We start from the raw sequence: 17,624 nt of genomic DNA on the forward strand, positions 1-17,624 counted from the left end.
GATACAAAAGGAGGACGTCCGATGTTAGAGAAGCGTTTTTCCGTTCAGAAAGGACCAGCGGTTATCCGCTTATGCCCGTCGCTTATTTCGCCGCGTGACGGCCGGACGACACACTGCCGGTCCCGGTCGCCTGGCCGGGCGTGGCCGCTGCTACGCTGGGCCCTGCCTTTATCCGCCTGCTTCGTGGTTCGATGAGCGCTCCTTCCCTGTCCCACCTCGACCGGCTCGAGGCCGAAAGCATCCACATCCTGCGCGAGGTCGCCGCCGAGTTCCGCAACCCGGTGCTGCTGTATTCGGTCGGCAAGGACAGTTCGGTGCTGCTGCACCTGCTGCTGAAGGCGTTCGCACCCGCCCCGCCGCCGATCCCGCTGCTGCACGTGGACACGCGCTGGAAGTTCCGCGAGATGATCGCCTTCCGCGACCGCCGCGCCGCCGAGACCGGCGTGGAATTGCGCGTGCACATCAACCCGGAGGGCGTCGCCCAGGGCATCGGGCCGATCAGCCATGGCGCCGCGATCCACACCGACGTGATGAAGACCCAGGGCCTGAAGCAGGCGCTGGACAAGTGGAAGTTCGACGCGGCCATCGGCGGCGCGCGCCGCGACGAGGAGAAGTCGCGCGCCAAGGAACGGGTGTTCTCGTTCCGCAACGACAAGCACCGCTGGGATCCGAAGAACCAGCGCCCGGAGCTGTGGAGCGTCTACAACGCCCGCATCCACCCCGGCGAGAGCGTGCGGGCGTTCCCGCTGTCGAACTGGACCGAGCTGGACATCTGGCTCTACATCTACCGCGAGAACATCCCGGTGGTGCCGCTGTACTTCGCCGCCGAGCGCCCGGTGGTCGAGCGCGACGGCGCGCTGATCCTGGTCGACGACGAGCGCCTGCCGTTGCGCGAGGGCGAGGTGCCGCAGCTGAAATCGGTGCGCTTCCGCACCCTGGGCTGCTATCCGCTGACCGGCGCGATCGAGTCCACCGCCGACACGCTGGAGGCGATCATCGCCGAGATGCTGGTCGCGACCAGCTCCGAGCGCCAGGGCCGGGTGATCGACCACGATCCGGGCGCGTCGATGGAGAAGAAGAAGCTGGAGGGGTATTTCTGATGAAGAGCCGTCATTCGTCATTCGTGATTCGTGATTCGGAAAGGCAAAGTTCGGCGAGCGTAGGGGCCGCTTTTGCGAATCACGAATCACGAATCACGAATCACGGCGACGACGACGTCGCCGCCTACTTGCGCCAGCACGAAGACAAGCCCCTGCTGCGCTTCATCACCTGCGGCAGCGTGGACGACGGCAAGAGCACCCTGATCGGGCGGCTGCTGTACGACAGCAAGCGCCTGTTCGACGACCAGCTCGCCGCGCTGGAGAAGGACAGCCGCCGCCACGGCACCCAGGGCGAGCGCATCGACTATGCGCTGCTGCTGGACGGGCTGGCCGCCGAGCGCGAGCAGGGCATCACCATCGACGTGGCCTACCGCTACTTCGATACCGACAAGCGCAAGTTCATCGTCGCCGACTGCCCGGGCCACGAGCAGTACACCCGCAACATGGCCACCGGCGCTTCCACCGCCGACCTGGCGGTGGTGCTGGTGGACGCGCGCAAGGGCTTGCTGACGCAGACCCGGCGGCACAGCTACATCGTCTCGCTGCTGGGTATTTCGCACGTGGTGCTGGCGGTGAACAAGATGGACCTGGTCGGCTACGACCAGGCCGCGTTCGAGGCGATCGCCGAAGGCTACCGCGCGCTGGCCGCGCAGCTCGGCATCGCGCACGTGCAGGCGATCCCGCTGTCGGCGCTGGAAGGCGACAACCTCTCCACGCGTTCGCCCAACACGCCGTGGTACGGCGGCCCGTCGTTGCTCGAGCACCTGGAAACGGTGCGGGTCGAAACGCACGGCGAGGCCAGCGGCCTGCGCCTGCCGGTGCAATGGGTGAACCGGCCCAACCAGCATTTCCGCGGCTTCTCCGGCACGATCGCGGCGGGCGAGGTGCGGCCGGGCGATGCCGTGGTGGTGCTGCCGTCGGCGCGGCGCTCGAGCGTGGCGCGCGTGCTGGATGCCAATGGCGACGCCGAGGTCGCGCGCGCCGGGCAGGCGGTGACGCTGACGCTGGCCGACGAGATCGACGTCAGCCGCGGCGACGTGATCGCCGCCGCCGGCGATCCGCCGGAAGTGGCCGACCAGTTCGCCGCGCACGTGCTGTGGCTGGACGACGCGGCGCTGCTGCCGGGCCGGCCTTACTGGCTGAAGATCGGTGCGCGCACGGTCTCGGCCAGCGTCAGCGAGATCAAGCACCGCGTCGACGTGAACACGCAGGAGCACCTGGCGGCCAAGCGACTGGAACTGAACGAGGTCGGCTACTGCAACCTGTCGCTGGACGAGCCGATCGCGTTCGAGCCCTATGCGCGCAACCACGTGCTGGGCGGCTTCATCCTGATCGACCGCCAGAGCAATGCCACCGTGGCCGCCGGCACGCTGGAGTTCGCGCTGCGCCGCGCCGGCAACGTGCACTGGCAGCACCTGGACGTGGACAAGGCCGCGCGGGCGCGGATCAAGGGCCAGTCGCCCAGGGTGCTGTGGTTCACCGGCCTGTCCGGCGCGGGCAAGTCCACCATCGCCAACCGGGTGGACAAGCGCCTGCACGCGCTCGGCTACCACACCTTCATCCTCGACGGCGACAACGTTCGGCATGGATTGAATCGCGACCTGGGCTTCACCGAGGAGGACCGCGTGGAGAACATCCGCCGCGTCGCCGAGGTCGCCAAGCTGATGACCGACGCCGGCCTGATCGTGCTGGTGAGCTTCATCTCGCCGTTCCGCGCGGAGCGGAGGATGGCGCGGGAGCGCTTCGCCGAGGGCGAGTTCGTCGAGGTGTTCGTCGACGTGCCGTTGGAAGTGGCCGAGGCACGCGACGTGAAGGGGTTGTACGCGAAGGCGCGCGCAGGGCAGATCCCGAATTTCACGGGCATCGATTCGCCGTACGAGGCGCCGGAGCATCCGGAGCTGCATCTGCGGGCGGATGGCGAAAACGTGGAGGCATTGGCGGCGCGGGTGCTGGAGTACCTGGGGCTGGATCGCTGAGCCTGGCCGGGCATCCGCCGCGCGGCGAACACCTTCCGCCGGCGCGAAGCAGTGCCCCGGCTTTCCCGTCGAGGCCATTCGCGTCGCTCTTGCAGGCGCCGTTGTCGTAGGCTCCGCCATGAGTCCCGAAAAGCGGAAAAGCCAGGTGGAATCATGAACAGCAGGGGGGCCTGGGCGAGGCATGCAGCGCCTACGGCGGCCTTGCTGCCGTTGTCCCTCGACGGAAGCCGGGCGGCTAGCCTCGACACGCCTGCCGCCTTCCCCCTGTATAAAGAAGCTCTCTCGTGAGGAACGGCAGCGGGCCGCGGCTGCCTGGTCGGGAAATGCACCATGGCAAGGGTCTTTGGTCATGGCGATTCAGGGGCGTTCCGGGGCGGCCGGTGCCATGTCCTCTCGTTAAACTCGGGGCAACCGTAGTCAGGACCTCTCGATGCTTTCTCGACACCGCGCGCGCGCCGTGGTTGCCGGGCTGCTGGCCGTCGGGCTGGCGGCGTGCGGCCGCCAGGCCCACGAGCCAGCCGCCAGCGCTCCGATCCCCGTCACGATCCAGGCGGTGGCGGCGCAGCCTTGGCATTCCACCGTCCAGTCGATCGCCACGGTACGGGCGCGCGAGTCGGTGGCGTTGACCGCGGCGGTCAGCGACGTGGTCGAGCAGGTCCACTTCGAAAGCGGCGACGAGGTGAAGGCCGGGCAACTGCTGGTGTCGCTGCGCGGCAATTCGCAGCAGGCCGCGCTGGCGGCGGCCCAGGCCACCTTCGAGGAAGCCGACCAGCTCTATCGGCGCCAGCAGGAACTGATCGGCCAGCAACTGGTCGCCCGTTCCACCCTCGATACCCAGCGCGCCCTGCGCGATGCCGCGCTGGCGCGGGTGCAGCAGATGCGCTCGGACATCCGCGACCGCGAGGTGCGGGCGCCGTTCTCGGGCGTGCTCGGCATCCGCCAGGTCAGCCCCGGCTCGTTGGTGACCGCGCAGACGGTGATCGCCACCCTCGACGACATCGAGCGCATGCACGTGGATTTCCAGGTGCCGGAGGCGCAACTCGGGTTGGTGCGGATCGGCCATGCCGTCACCGGCAGCGCGGCCGCCTATCCTGGCGAGCGGTTCGAGGGCACCGTCGCGGCGATCGATTCGCGCGTGGACGAGGCCACCCGCGCGGTCACCGTGCGCGCCGACTTCGACAACGCCGATCGCCGCCTGCGCCCGGGCATGCTGCTCGACGTGCGGCTGTACCAGCCGGCGCGGCAGGCCTTGGTGATCCCGGAGATCGCGGTGGTGCAGGTCGGGCGCGATTCGTTCGTCTACCGGGTCAAGGACGACGGCAGCGTCGAGCGTGCCGACGTGCGCACCGGCGAGCGCCGCGACGGCAAGGTCGAGATCGTGGACGGCCTGGCCGCCGGCGAGCGGGTCGTGGTCGACGGTACCGGCAAACTGCGCCCGGGCCTGAAGGTCCGCGACGGCGGCGAAGCCGCGCAGGCCGCGGCGAAGGAAGCCGGATGAAACTCTCCGACGTTTCGATCGCCCGCCCGGTGCTGGCGGTGGTGATGAGCCTGCTGCTGGTGGTGCTGGGGGTGATGTCGTTCACCAGGCTGACCCTGCGCGAGCTGCCGGCGATCGATCCGCCGATCGTCTCGGTGGACGTGGAGTACACCGGCGCCTCCGCCTCGGTGGTGGAAAGCCGCATCACCCAGGTGCTGGAGGATGCGCTCGCCGGCATCGAGGGCATCGAGACGATCGAGGCGCGCAGCCGCAACGGCAGCTCGGACATCAGCATCGAGTTCAAGCCGAACCGCGACGTCGAGGCCGCCGCCAACGACGTGCGCGACGCGGTCAGCCGCGTCACCGACCGCTTGCCCGACCAGGCGCGGCCGCCGGAGATCTCCAAGGTCGAGGCCGACGCCGACCCGATCCTGTGGCTCAACATGAGCTCCTCGACGATGGACACGCTGCAGCTGTCCGACTACGCCGAGCGCTACGTGGTGGACCGCTTCTCCAGCCTGGACGGCGTGGCGCAGGTACGCATCGGCGGTCGCCAGCGCTACGCGATGCGGATCTGGCTCGACCGCGACCAGCTCGCCGCGCGCGGGCTGACCGTGGCCGACGTGCGCACCGCGCTCGGCCGCGAGAACGTCGAACTGCCGGCCGGCAGCCTGGAATCCGAACAGCGCGACTTCACCCTGCGCGTGGAGCGCAGCTACCTCAAGCCGGAGGATTTCGCGCGGCTGCCCCTGGGCAAGGGCGGCGACGGCTACGTGGTGCGCCTCGGCGACGTGGCCAAGGTCGAGTTGACCTCGGCCGAGCGCCGCGCCTACTTCAAGAGCAACGGCGTGCCCAACATCGGCCTGGGCATCGTGCGCAACTCCACCGCCAACGCGCTGGACGTGGCGCGCGCCGCGCGCCAGGAAGCCGAGGAGGTGCAGAAAACCCTGCCGCAGGGCACCAACATCTTCGTCGCGTTCGACACCACCACCTTCATCGACGCCTCGGTCGAGCGCGTCTACCACACGCTGGTGGAAGCGGTGATCCTGGTGCTGGTGGTGATCTGGGTGTTCCTCGGCAGCGTGCGCGCCGCGCTGATCCCGGCGGTGACGGTGCCGGTGTGCCTGGTCGCCGCGTTCATCGCGCTGTACGCGTTCGATTTCTCGATCAACCTGCTGACCTTGCTGGCGTTGATCCTGTGCATCGGCCTGGTGGTGGACGATGCGATCGTGGTGGTGGAAAACGTGCAGCGCCGCATCGATCTCGGCGAGCCGCCGCTGGTCGCCGCGCGGCGCGGCACCGCGCAGGTGGCGTTCGCGGTGATCGCCACCACCGCGGTGCTGGTGGCGGTGTTCCTGCCGGTCGGCTTCCTCGAAGGCAGCACCGGGCGCCTGTTCCGCGAGCTGGCGGTGGCATTGGCGGCGGCGGTGGCGATCTCGGCGTTCGTGGCGCTGACGCTCACGCCGATGATGTCGTCCAAGCTGCTCAAGCCGCACGCGAAGGAGAAGCCTAACCGGTTCCATCACTGGTTCAATGCGCGCATGGAGCGGGTCAGCGCCGCCTACCGGCGCTCGCTGGAGCGCAGCGTGGGCCGCAGCTGGCTGTTTGGACTGTTGATGCTGGGGGCGCTCGGCGCCAGTGCCTGGTTGCTGACGCGGATCCCCTCCGAGCTGGCGCCGGCCGAGGATCGCGGCAGCTTCCAGATCATGATCGACGGCCCGGAAGGCGCCGGTTTCGACTACACCGTCGGGCAGATGCACCAGGTCGAGGCGATACTCGCGCCCTACATCGGCCCGGACAAGCCGATCGTGCGCGCCAACCCGCGCGTGCCGGGCGGCTGGGGCAGTAGCGAGGAGATGCATACCGGCCGGGTCAGCGTGTTCCTGCAGGACTGGGACAAGCGCGACCGCCCGACCACCGAGGTCGCCGACGAACTGCAGCGGCAGTTGTCGGTGCTGACCGGCGTACGGGCGCGCACGCAGGTCGGCGGCGGGTTGGTGCGCGGGCGCGGCCAGCCTTTCCAACTGGTGCTGGGCGGACCGGAGTATGCCGAGATCGCCCGGTGGCGCGATCGCATCCTGCAGCGGATGGAGCAGAACCCGGGGCTGATCGGCCCGGATTCGGACTACAAGGAGACCCGGCCGCAGATGCGCGTGAACATCGACCGCCTGCGCGCGGCCGATCTGGGCGTGCCGGTCACCGAGATCGGCGGTGCGCTGGAAGCGTTGATGGGTTCGGTGCGCGTCACCACCTTCGTCGACAACGGCGAGGAGTACGACGTGATGCTGCAGGCCGGCCGCCAGGGGCGAATGTCGCCGGAAGACCTCGCCGCGATCCGCGTGCGCTCGGCCAGCGGCGAACTGATCCCGTTGTCCAACCTGGTCACGCTGGCCGAAGTGGCCGAGGCGGGCACGCTCAACCGCTTCAACCGGCTGCGTTCGATCACCATCAATGCCGGCCTCGCACCGGGCTACCCGCTCGGCGAGGCGATCGCCTGGGTGCAGCAGGTGGCCGCCGAAGAACTGCCCGATTACGCCCAGCTCGACTGGAAGGGCGAATCGCGCGAGTACCTGCAGTCCGGCAGCGCCGTGCTGCTGACCTTCGCGATGGCGCTGCTGATCGTGTACCTGGTGCTGGCGGCGCAGTTCGAGAGCTTCGCGCATCCGCTGGTGATCATGCTGACGGTGCCGCTGGCGGTGCTCGGCGCGCTGGTCGGGCTGTGGGTCACTGGCGGCACGCTCAACCTGTTCAGCCAGATCGGGATCGTCATGCTGGTCGGCCTGGCGGCGAAGAACGGCATCCTGATCGTCGAGTTCGCCAACCAGTTGCGCGACGAGGGCCGCAGCGTGCACGAGGCGATCGTCGAATCGGCGGCGGTGCGCCTGCGCCCGATCCTGATGACCTCGATCGCGACCGTGGTCGGCGCGATCCCATTGGTGGTGGCCGGCGGCCCCGGCTCGGCCAGCCGCGCGACCATCGGCGTGGTGGTGATCTTCGGCGTGTCGCTGTCGACGCTGTTGTCGCTGTACGTGGTGCCCGCGTTCTATTCGCTGATCGCGCCGTTCACCAAGTCGCCGGAAGCCCTGGCGCGCGAGCTGCAGGCGCTGGAGGCGCGCACGCCGTCGGTCGGCGGGCATGCGTGAGGGCGGAAAGGCATTGCGACGTCATGCCGTGGGGAGTGCTTTCCGCCTCCTTCACGGCACGATCGATCCATCTGCGGGCCATCGTTCCGGCGGGTGTGCCGGCGGCCGCGCCGGTTCCTGCGCATAGCCAAGCGACAAGGCCCGTTGCAGCGCGGATGCGGCGATCCCGGCCGCGCATGTCCGTTGATCCTGTGCCGGTGGAGCCGGCAGCGCTTTGCATTTGCACCATGCCTTCCGGCACGGGTGGTGCCTGGGCGGATGTGGTTCGCTGGGCCGATGTCTTTCCAAGGATGCCACCCGATGATCCCGATTCTTCGCCCACTGATCGTATCGGCGCTTTCCCTGTGCTGTGCCGCCGCGCTGGCGCAGGCGCCGGATGCCGTGCCCGCCGGTCGCCTGCCGGAATGGGCGGTGCCGGAGCACTACACGCTCGACCTGAAGATCGATCCGGACCAGCGTGACTTCGGGGGCACGACTACCATCCGGATCCGGCTGGAGCGGGCGTCCGATCATCTCTGGCTGCATGGCAAGGAACTGTCGGTCGCCAAGGCGACGGTGGCGCCGGCCGGCGGCGAGCCGTTCCCGGTCCGCTACATGCAGGCCGATGCGCAGGCCGGCGTGGCGCGCATCGAGTTCGGCCGCGAGCTGCAACCGCAGGAACTGACGCTCGCGATTACTTACACTGCGCCGCTCAACCAGCAGTTGCAGGGCCTGTACCAGGTCAGGCACCAGGGGCATGCGTACGCGATGACGCAGATGGAGCCCATCAGCGCGCGCTACGCCTTTCCCGGTTTCGACGAGCCGTCGCTGAAGACGCCTTTCGACATCCGCCTGACGGTGCCGGAAGGCGAGCAGGCGCTGGCCAATACCCGGGCCGTGTCCAGCGTGCCGGACGGCAAGGGCTGGAAGACGGTGACGTTCGCGCCGACGCTGCCCCTGCCGACCTACCTGGTGGCCTATGGCGTCGGCCCGTGGGACGTCGTGGACGCACCGGCGATGCCGCCGACGCCGCAGCGCGACCGGGCGACGCCGCTGCGCGGCGTCACCGCGCTCGGCCAGGGCGGACGCATCCAGCAGGCCCTGGCGCAGACGCCCGCGATCATCGCCACGCTCGAGGATTACTACGGCTTCGGCTATCCGTTCGACAAGCTCGACCTGGTGGCCGCGCCGGACTTCTCCGCCGGCGCGATGGAGAACCCCGGTTTCGTCACGTTCCGCGACTGGCTGCTGCTGCTGGACGAAGGCTCGCCGCAGCGCAACGTCAAGGGGTCCTTCAACGTCACCGCGCACGAACTGGCGCACCAGTGGACCGGCGATACGGTGACGATGGCCTGGTGGGACGACCTGTGGCTCAACGAGGCCTTTGCGACCTGGATGCAGCAGAAGATCACGATGAAGCTGCGGCCGGAGTACCGCGCCGACCTCGACCGCATTGCCGGGGCGCAGCGCGCTATGGACAACGACAGCCTGGTCAGCGCACGCAAGATACGCCAGCCGATCACCGGCAACGGCGACATCGAGACCGCCTTCGATGGCATCACCTACCAGAAGGGCGCGGCGGTGCTCGCCATGTTCGAGAGCTTCGTCGGCCAGGACGCCTTCCGTACCGGCATGCGCAGGTATATCCGCGATCACCGGTTCGGCAACGCCACCGCCGACGACCTGGTCGACGCGATCGCCGCTGCGGCCGGCAAGGACGCGGCGTTCAAGGCAGCCTTCCGCAGCTTCCTCGACCAGCCCGGCGTGCCCTACCTGCAGGCCGGCCTGGAGGCGGCTCCTCAGGGCGCCGTGCTGAGGTTGCAGCAGCAGCGATACCTGCCGCTCGGGTCCGGTGGCGATCCCGCGCGCCGTTGGGGCGTGCCGGTGTGCGTGAAGTACGGCACCGCGCAGGGCGTGCGGCGTGCCTGCGAGATGATCTCCGGCGCGGACGGCAGCATCGTGCTTGAGGGGGGCGGCGAGGACAGTTGGGTGTTGCCCAATGCCGACGGCGCCGGTTACTACCGCTTCAGCCTGCCCAAGGCGCAGCTGGCCGCGCTCGGCCGGCACGTAAATGCACTCAACGACGCGGAGAGGCTGGCCTATGCCGATGCCATCGACGCGGCCTTCCGCCGTGGCGACGCCGACACCGCGGACGTTCTGGCGGCAATGAAGCAGTTGGCATCGGCACCGGCCGAGCCGGTAGCGACCGCACTGGTCGACCGCTTCGGCTGGATCTGGCGCGTGCTGGCCCGCGACGATGCGCAGCGCGAGACGCTGCGACGGGCGGCCACGGATGCGTTCGGTGCGCGCCTGCAGGCACTGGGTTACCAACGTCGCGCCAACGACAGTGCCGACGACGTGGCGTTGCGCTCGGTGCTGGCCAACCTGCTCGGCGTGGACCTGCGCGTGCCTGCGGTGCGCCGGGAACTGTTGGCACAGGGCGATGCGGTGCTGGCCGGCAAGGACGGCGGGCTCGACTTCGGTGCCGCCGATCCGGACCTGCTCGGCAGCGTGCTGGCGGTGGCGGTGCAGGAACGCGGCGCGCCGGCGGTGGATCGGCTGGCCGCCGCGCTGCGCACCCATGGCGAGCCGGCCCAGCGGAATGCAATGATCGCGGCGTTGTCGGCGGTGCGCGACCCGGCCCTGCTGCGGCAGGTGCGCGACTTCGCGCTGACCGATGCGATCAAGGTCGGCGAGATGTCGCAGTTGCTGATGGGCGGCCATGCCGAGCAGGAGGGCCATGCTTCCATGTGGGACTGGTACGTGGCCCACTTCGACCGCATCGTCGCGCGCAGCGGGTCGTTCGATGGCGGGCGCCTGCCGGCGCTGGCGGCCGCGGGAGGTTGTGATGCCGCCGAAGCCGATCGTCTGGAGGCGTTCTTCCGGCCGCGCCTAGGGGAACTCAGCGGCGCCGACCGCGGCCTGGCACAGATGGCCGAATCGATCAGGCTGTGCAGTGCTCTGAAGCAACGCCAGGAGGCGGCGCCGGTCGCGCGCTGATCGGCGCGGGAGAGGTCGCGCCGGCTACTGCCCCGACCCGCAAGCGCCTCCGGCAGGCGCAGCCTGGGGAGGGGCCTCAGCCCGGCGCCTCCACTACCACCGGCTGCACGTCCCAAATCTCGCGCGCGTACTCGGCGATGGTGCGGTCGCTCGAGAAACGGCCGGACGCGGCGATGTTGAGCACCATCTTGCGCGACCACGCCTCCGGATCGGCGTACAGCGTGCCGAGCCGCGCCTGCGCCGCCGCATAGCTGCCCAGGTCGGCCAGGTGCCGGTAGTGGTCCACGTGCAGCAGCGTGTCCAGCAGCGGGGCGAACACGCCCGGTTCGTCCGGACTGAAGTGGTTGGAGGCGATCAGGTCCAGCGCAGCGCGTGTATCCGGATCGTTCTCGTAGTGCCAGCGCGGGTCGTACCAGCCAGCGCCGTCGCGGACCTGCCTGGCGTTGAGGCCGAACAGGAACAGGTTGTCCTCGCCGACGGCCTCGGCGATCTCGATGTTGGCGCCGTCGCGGGTGCCGATGGTCAGGGCGCCGTTCATCATGAACTTCATGTTGCTGGTGCCGCTGGCCTCGTAGCCGGCGGTGGAAATCTGCTCGGACACGTCGCTGGCCGGGATCAGCTTCTCGGCCACCGATACGCGATAGTCCGGGATGAACACCACGCGCAGTTTCTGCGCGATCGCGGGGTCGCGATCGATGGTCGCGGCGAGATTGTTGATGAACTTGATCACCAGCTTGGCCAGCGCGTAGGCGGGCGCGGCCTTGCCGGCGAACAGGAAGGTGCGGCGTGGCAGCGGCGCATCCGGCTGCTCGCGCAGCCGCCGGTACAGCATCACGATGTGCAGCGCGTTGAGCAGCTGGCGCTTGTACTCGTGGATGCGCTTGATCTGGGTGTCGAAGATCGTCTCCGGGTCGAGCGCCGGTCCGCCGGCATGCCGCAGCCATTCGCAGAAGCGCAGCTTGGCCTCGTAGCGGGTGACGCGCAGCTGTTGGCGGAAGTCGGGGTCGTCGGCGAGCGGGGCGAGCTGCTCCAGTTGCTCCAGGTCGGTGATCCAGCCCTCGCCCAGGCGCGCGGTCAGCAACCGCGCCAGCGCTGGGTTGGCCACGCGCAGGAAGCGGCGCTGGGTGACGCCGTTGGTCTTGTTGTTGAAGCGCTCCGGGAACATCTCGGCGAATTCCGGTACCACCCGCTGCTGCAGCAGTTGCGTGTGCAGCGCCGCCACGCCGTTGACGCTGTGACTGCCGAGGATCGCCAGGTGCGCCATGCGCACGCGCTTGCCGTTGCCTTCCTCGATCAGGCTCATCCGGCGCAGCCGTTCCAGGCGGCCCGGCCAGCGCATGCTCACCTGGTCGAGCAGGCGGCGGTTGGCTTCGTAGATGATCTCCAGGTGCCGCGGCAGCATCGCCTCGAACCAGCCCACCGGCCATTGTTCCAGCGCTTCCGGTAGCAAGGTGTGGTTGGTGTAGGCGAGCGTGCGGCGCGTGAGGTCCCAGGCCAGGTCCCAGTTGAGTCCCGCCTGGTCGAGCAGGATCCGCATCAGCTCCGGCACCGCCAGCGCCGGGTGGGTATCGTTGAGCTGGATCGCGGCCTTGTCCGGCAGTTGCATCCAGTCGTTGCCGGCGGCGCGGAAGCGGCGCAGCAGGTCGGCCACCGAGCAGGCGACCAGGAAGTATTCCTGCAGCAGCCGCAGCGCCTGGCCGGAGACCGTGCTGTCGTCCGGATAGAGCACGCGGGTGATGGTTTCCGCGCCCAGCGAGGCGGCGAACGCGCCGACGAAATCGCCGCTGCTGAACTGCGCGAAGTCGAACGAGACCGGCGCCTGCGCCGACCACAGCCGCAGCGTGTTGATGGTCCTGCCGCCATAGCCGACCACCGGGCGATCGTAGGGGATGCCGAGCATCGTCCAGGGCTTGCCCGGTACCGCGCGCAACACGCCGCCGCGCAGTTCCAGCGCGCAGTGCAGGGTCACCTCGACCGCTTCGCCGGGGCGGGCGATCTCCCAGGGGTCGGGCCGGGCGAGCCAATGGTCGGGCGTTTCCCGCTGCCAGCCGTTGGCGATCTGCTGGTGGAAGATGCCGTATTCGTAGCGCAGCCCGTAGCCCATGCCGGGCAGGCCGAGCGTGGCCATCGAGTCGAGGAAGCACGCCGCCAGGCGGCCGAGGCCGCCATTGCCCAGCCCGGCATCCGGCTCTTCCTCTTCCAGCTGCGCCAGCGCCGAGGCGTGGTGCTGCTGTTGCAACTGCTCCAGCGCCAGGTCCAACTGCAGGTTGATCGCGTTGTTGGCGAGCTGGCGGCCGATCAGGAACTCCATCGACAGGTAGTACACGCGCTTGGCGTTGCGTGCCCGGTAGGTCGCCTCGGTGGCGATCCAGCGCTGGCTGAGGACGTCCCGCAGCGAGGCCGCCGCGGCCTCGTAGCGCTCGCGCATCGTCGCGGTCTCGGGACGCAGGATGTGATCGAAGGTGAGGTGGCGCTCGAACAGGGCGTTGGGGTCGCCGGAAAAATCCACCGGACCGGCGCCGTAGCGATTGATCAGGTCGGCGAGGCTGATGCGGGTCATGCGGGATCTCCGTGGGGGAAGGAGTGCGGTGCCGCTTGCATCCGCGAGCTTGCCTGCATCCATGTGACCGGTAAATCCTGTCGGCCCGCGGCGGTGCCGCGAATCGGGCCGGGAGGCGGCATGTACGAGGCATTGCGGTTGCAGGGCGGGGGATTCCTGTTGCGGCGCTGGCAGGCCGGCGACCTCGAGGCGCTGCTCCGGCATGCCGACGATCCGCAGGTGGTGCGCGGGCTGAGCGAGCGTTTCCCGCATCCGTACACGCGCGCGGACGGCGAGGCCTTCCTGTCCGGGCGGGTGGTGGACCTGACCCAGCCCGTGCTGGCGATCGAGATCGACGGCGAGGCCGGCGGGGGAATCGGATTGCGCCAGGGCAGCGGCGAGCGCGCGCATTCCGCCGAACTGGGCTACTGGCTGGGGCGGCGGCATTGGGGAAAGGGCTGGATGACCCGGGTCGTGGCGACCTATCTGGAATGGGCGGTGCCGGCGCTGGCGCTGGCGCGCATCGAGGCGCACGTGCTGGACATCAATCCCGCCTCGGCCCGGGTACTGCTCAAGAACGGGTTCCAGGAGGAGGGCGTGCGCCGCTGCGCGATCGCCAAGCCCGACGGGCTGCACGACCTGCGCGTGTTCGGGCGGATCCACCCGCCGGCGGTCCCGGCCCCCGCATGAGGCCGGGATCCTCGTAGGAAGGGTTTCAACCCGACTCCAAGGAGCCCGTCGGGATTGGGATCCCTCCCGCAGTCGCCCGGATCAGCGCGTTCCAGGCGATTCATGCACAATCAGGGTCAGCCCCGCATTCCGGGGCGATTCTGTAACCATCTTCCGGGGAACTGCATGGAATCCATCATCAACGCCGTCAACGGCGTCATCTGGAGCAAGGCATTGATCGCGATATGCCTGGGCGCCGGCCTGTTCTTCAGCTTCCGTACCCGATTCATGCAGGTGCGCGGGTTCTTCGAAATGTGCCGCCTGACCGTGCGCGGCCAGAAGTCCGAGGCAGGCGTGTCCTCGTTCCAGGCGCTGGCGATGTCGATGGCCGGCCGCATCGGCATCGGCAACATCGCCGGCGTGGCCACCGCGATCGCCTTCGGCGGACCCGGTGCGATCTTCTGGATGTGGGTGATGGGCTTCCTGGGGGCGTCCACCTCGTACGTGGAAAGCACGCTGGCGCAGATCTACAAGGTCAAGGACGCCGATGGCCGCTACCGTGGCGGCCCGGCCTACTACATCGAGCGGGCCATGGGCCTGAAGTGGTATGCGATGGCCTTCGCGGTGGTGACCATCGTCGCCGCCGGCTTCCTGATGCCCGGGGTGCAGGCCAACGCGATCGCCGACAGCGCCGCCAACGTCTGCGCCGGCAGTGCGCTGTGCGGCCCGATGGACGGGCAGTGGCTGGGGATGCCGGCCCGCGACGCGTTCAAGCTCGGGGTCGGCGCCGTGGTGGCGCTGCTGCTGGGCATCATCATCTTCGGCGGCGTCAAGCGCATCGCCAATTTCGCCGAGGTGGTGGTGCCGTTCATGGCGGCGGGCTTCATCCTGATGGCGATCACGGTGATGGTGCTGAACGTCGAGCGCGTGCCGGAGATGTTCGCGACGATCATCAGCAGCGCCTTCGGCGCGCATGCGGCCTTCGGCGCCATCATGGGCCTGGCGGTGGAGTGGGGCGTCAAGCGCGGCATCTACGCCAACGAAGCCGGCCAGGGCACCGGCCCGCACGCGGCGGCCGCGGCGGAGGTGTCGCACCCGGCCAAGCAGGGCTACGTGCAGGCCTTCGCGATCTACTTCGACACGATGATGGTGTGCACCTCGACGGCGTTCCTGGTGCTGTCCACCGGCATGTTCAACGTGTACTCGCCGGGCGGCGGCGCACCGTTGTTCAACGGCGTGCCGGGCGTGGAGGAAGGCCCCGGGTTCGCCCAGGCCGCGGTGGAATCGGTGCTGCCCGGCTGGGGCGCCATCTTCGTGGCGGTGGCGCTGTTCTTCTTCGCGTTCACCACGATCATGGCCTACTACTACATGGCCGAGACCAACCTGAGCTATGTCAACCACAACCGGCACCGGCCGCTGACCGTGCTGCTGCTGCGCCTGGGCATCATCGCGATGGTGGTGTTCGGCGCCTGGCGCAACGCGCAGCAGGCCTGGGCGCTGGGCGACATCGGCGTGGGCCTGATGGCGTGGCTGAACATCATCGCCATCCTGATCCTGCACAAGCCGGCGATGCTGGCGTTGCGCGACTACGAGCGGCAGAAGAAGCTCGGCCTGGACCCGGTGTTCGACCCGGACGTGGCCGGCGTCCGCAATGCCGATTTCTGGAAGAAGAAACCCTGACATGAGCAGTCCCTGGAATACCGGGCCGCGCCGCCCCGGCGGCGGGGCCCCTCGCCATCCCGGCAAGCGCGGCGGCAGCGACGAGCGCGCGCCGCGGCAGTCCCCGGCCGAAACCGGCGAGCGCATGCCCGCGCCGGCCGGACGCCGGCACGAGGAGGTGCGGCTGTATGGCCTCAACGCCGTGCGCGCGGCGTTCCAGGCGCGCCCGCAGGCGCTGCGCAAGCTGTACCTGGCCGAGGCGCGCATCCCCGAACTCAAGCCGCTGCTGGCATGGTGCGTGAAGCAGCGCGTCGGCTACCGCGTGGTCGCCGACGAGGACCTGCGCAAGCTGGCCGGCAGCGAGCACCACGAAGGCGTGGTCGCCGACGTGGCCAGGACCGAGCCGTTGCCGCTGGCCGAATGGCTGGAGACGCTGCGGCCCGGTCCGCAACTGCTGCTTTGGCTGGACGGGATCGGCAATCCGCACAACTTCGGCGCGATCCTGCGCTCGGCCGCTCACTTCGGCGTGGCGGGCATCCTGTTGCCGGCCGAATCCACGCTGACCCTGTCCGGCGCGGCCGCGCGCATCGCCGAAGGCGGTGCCGAGGCGGTGCCGCTGGTCCGCTTGCCGAAGACCTCGTTGGCCGACGAACTGCTGCACGACGCCGGCTTCGTGCTGGCCGCGACGTTGGTGGGAGGCGGGCAGGACCTGTTCGCCACGCCGCTGCCCCAGCGCCTGGTCTATGTGATGGGAAGCGAAGGCGAGGGCATGGACCGGCGCCTGGCCGATGCCTGCGACCTGCGCGTGTCGATCCCCGGCACCGGCGCGGTCGAGAGCCTCAATGTCGCCGCCGCGACCGCGGTGTTGCTGGCGAGCTGGCGCGCGCGCCTCGGCGGGAACTAGGCATCTGCGGCCGCGGGCACCCATGTGGGAGCGACTTCAGTCGCGACGGGGCTTTCCCGGCGAAGCCTGGCGCGACCGAAGTCTTTCCCACGGAAAAGCCTGAGGCCTGGGCTCAGCCCCCGGCCGGCGGCGCGGTCGAGCCGCGCCGCACCAGGCTGTAGCGCATCGTGTGCCGGACCGGCTCGGCCGCCTCGCCCTGGCGGCGCCGGCGGATGTCCTCGACCAGTTGGGTCACCGCGGTGCGGCCCATCGCGGTCACCGGCTGGCGGATCGTGGTCAGTTCCGGCCAGACCGTGGTCGCCACCGGCGTATCGTCGAAGCCGGCCACCGAGAGCTCTTCCGGCACGCGCAATCCCATGCCGTGCGCCACCGCCAGCGCGGCGGCAGCCATGTCGTCGTTGCTGCAGAACAGGGCGGTAGGGCGCCGCGCGCGGTCGAGCAAGGCCTGTGCCGCCGCCAGGCCCGAGCGATAGGTGAACAGGCCTTCGGCGACATCCTCCGGCGGCACCTCCAATCCGGCCTCGGCCATCGCGTCGAAGAAGCCGGCCGCGCGCAGCGCGCTCGGCGCATGCGTCGGATCGCCACGCACGAAGCCGATGCGGCGATGCCCGAGTTCCAGCAGGTAGCGCGTCATCGCCTGCGCGCCCTGGTAGTCGTCGATGCGCACCGCGCTGACCTCGGCGACCGGCGCGCCGCCGGCCACCGCCAGCACCGGCATGCCGCGCGCACCCAGCGCGGCGATGGTGAAGCGCGAGTCGCACAACGGCGGCGGCAGGATCACCCCGTCGACGCCGGCGGCGAGCAGGCGCTCGGTGGCGGCGCGCTGGCTGCGCAGCGAGCCGCACTTCTCCACCAGCACCTGGTGCCCGTCCAGGCTGCTCTGCTCCAGCACGCCCAGCATGAACTGGTTGAGGTAGGCCGCGCTGGGATTGCTGTAGAGCAGCCCGATCCTGATCTGCTGCGCGGTGCGCAGCGAACGGCCGGCGAGGTTGGGGCGATAGCCCAGCGCGCGTACCGAGGCCTCCACGCGCTGGCGCATCTCCTCGCCGACCTGCGGGTGGCGGTTGATCACCCGCGAGGCCGTCATCGGCGAGACGCCGGCGTGTTGGGCCACGTCCAGCAGGGTCACTGCACCACCTTTGCGGCGTCGCTGTCGTACCGCCATCTCGGAGTCGTCG

At 69.5% G+C, this 17,624-nt stretch carries 10 protein-coding genes; 8 read left to right on the plus strand and 2 right to left on the minus strand.

Features of this window, described 5'->3' with window-relative positions:
- Nucleotides 1-191 precede the first annotated feature (191 nt).
- From cysD to M3M27_RS05190, 5 genes are all read left to right on the plus strand, one after another.
- Nucleotides 192-1,100 (plus strand): sulfate adenylyltransferase subunit CysD, encoded by a 909-nt coding sequence (gene cysD, locus M3M27_RS05170; RefSeq protein WP_140719393.1) that lies wholly within the window; start codon nucleotides 192-194, stop codon nucleotides 1,098-1,100.
- Nucleotides 1,100-3,076, plus strand: a complete 1,977-nt coding sequence (gene cysN, locus M3M27_RS05175) for a sulfate adenylyltransferase subunit CysN (protein WP_434027371.1) — start codon at nucleotides 1,100-1,102, stop codon at nucleotides 3,074-3,076. Before cysD ends, cysN begins: the two co-directional genes overlap by 1 nt.
- Before the next feature lie 430 nt (nucleotides 3,077-3,506).
- On the plus strand, nucleotides 3,507-4,574 hold the full coding sequence (locus tag M3M27_RS05180) for an efflux RND transporter periplasmic adaptor subunit (RefSeq protein ID WP_434027372.1): 1,068 nt from the start codon (nucleotides 3,507-3,509) through the stop codon (nucleotides 4,572-4,574).
- Nucleotides 4,571-7,696: an efflux RND transporter permease subunit gene (locus M3M27_RS05185; protein WP_434027373.1), complete on the plus strand. Its 3,126-nt coding sequence runs from the start codon at nucleotides 4,571-4,573 to the stop codon at nucleotides 7,694-7,696. The genes M3M27_RS05180 and M3M27_RS05185 overlap by 4 nt, the downstream gene beginning before the upstream one ends.
- 300 nt (nucleotides 7,697-7,996) lie before the next feature.
- The gene (locus tag M3M27_RS05190) at nucleotides 7,997-10,675 is read left to right on the plus strand and encodes a M1 family metallopeptidase (RefSeq protein ID WP_434027374.1); all 2,679 of its coding nucleotides are present in this window, start codon (nucleotides 7,997-7,999) and stop codon (nucleotides 10,673-10,675) included.
- Nucleotides 10,676-10,751: 76 nt separating this feature from the next.
- Here the strand turns inward: M3M27_RS05190 and M3M27_RS05195 are convergent, their stop codons facing one another.
- A complete protein-coding gene (locus M3M27_RS05195) occupies nucleotides 10,752-13,235 on the minus strand; it encodes a glycogen/starch/alpha-glucan phosphorylase (RefSeq protein WP_434027375.1) in 2,484 nt (827 codons plus the stop codon).
- Between the two features lie 120 nt (nucleotides 13,236-13,355).
- Between M3M27_RS05195 and M3M27_RS05200 the strand changes: the two genes are divergently transcribed.
- The 3 genes from M3M27_RS05200 to M3M27_RS05210 all read left to right on the plus strand — a co-directional run bounded on the left by M3M27_RS05200 (nucleotide 13,356) and on the right by M3M27_RS05210 (nucleotide 16,446).
- Entirely contained in the window at nucleotides 13,356-13,904 is a 549-nt protein-coding gene (locus M3M27_RS05200) for a GNAT family N-acetyltransferase (protein ID WP_434027376.1), read from the plus strand.
- A 165-nt stretch (nucleotides 13,905-14,069) separates the two neighbouring features.
- Entirely contained in the window at nucleotides 14,070-15,563 is a 1,494-nt protein-coding gene (locus M3M27_RS05205) for an alanine/glycine:cation symporter family protein (protein WP_434027378.1), read from the plus strand.
- Nucleotide 15,564: 1 nt separating this feature from the next.
- A complete protein-coding gene (locus tag M3M27_RS05210; protein WP_140719377.1) occupies nucleotides 15,565-16,446 on the plus strand; it encodes a TrmH family RNA methyltransferase in 882 nt (293 codons plus the stop codon).
- Nucleotides 16,447-16,558: 112 nt separating this feature from the next.
- Here M3M27_RS05210 and M3M27_RS05215 read toward each other — a convergent pair whose 3' ends face one another.
- Entirely contained in the window at nucleotides 16,559-17,611 is a 1,053-nt protein-coding gene (locus tag M3M27_RS05215; protein ID WP_434027379.1) for a LacI family DNA-binding transcriptional regulator, read from the minus strand.
- Between the last annotated feature and the right edge of the window lie 13 nt (nucleotides 17,612-17,624).

Source organism: Xanthomonas boreopolis (genome assembly GCF_046529185.1).
Lineage (GTDB): Bacteria > Pseudomonadota > Gammaproteobacteria > Xanthomonadales > Xanthomonadaceae > Pseudomonas_S > Pseudomonas_S boreopolis.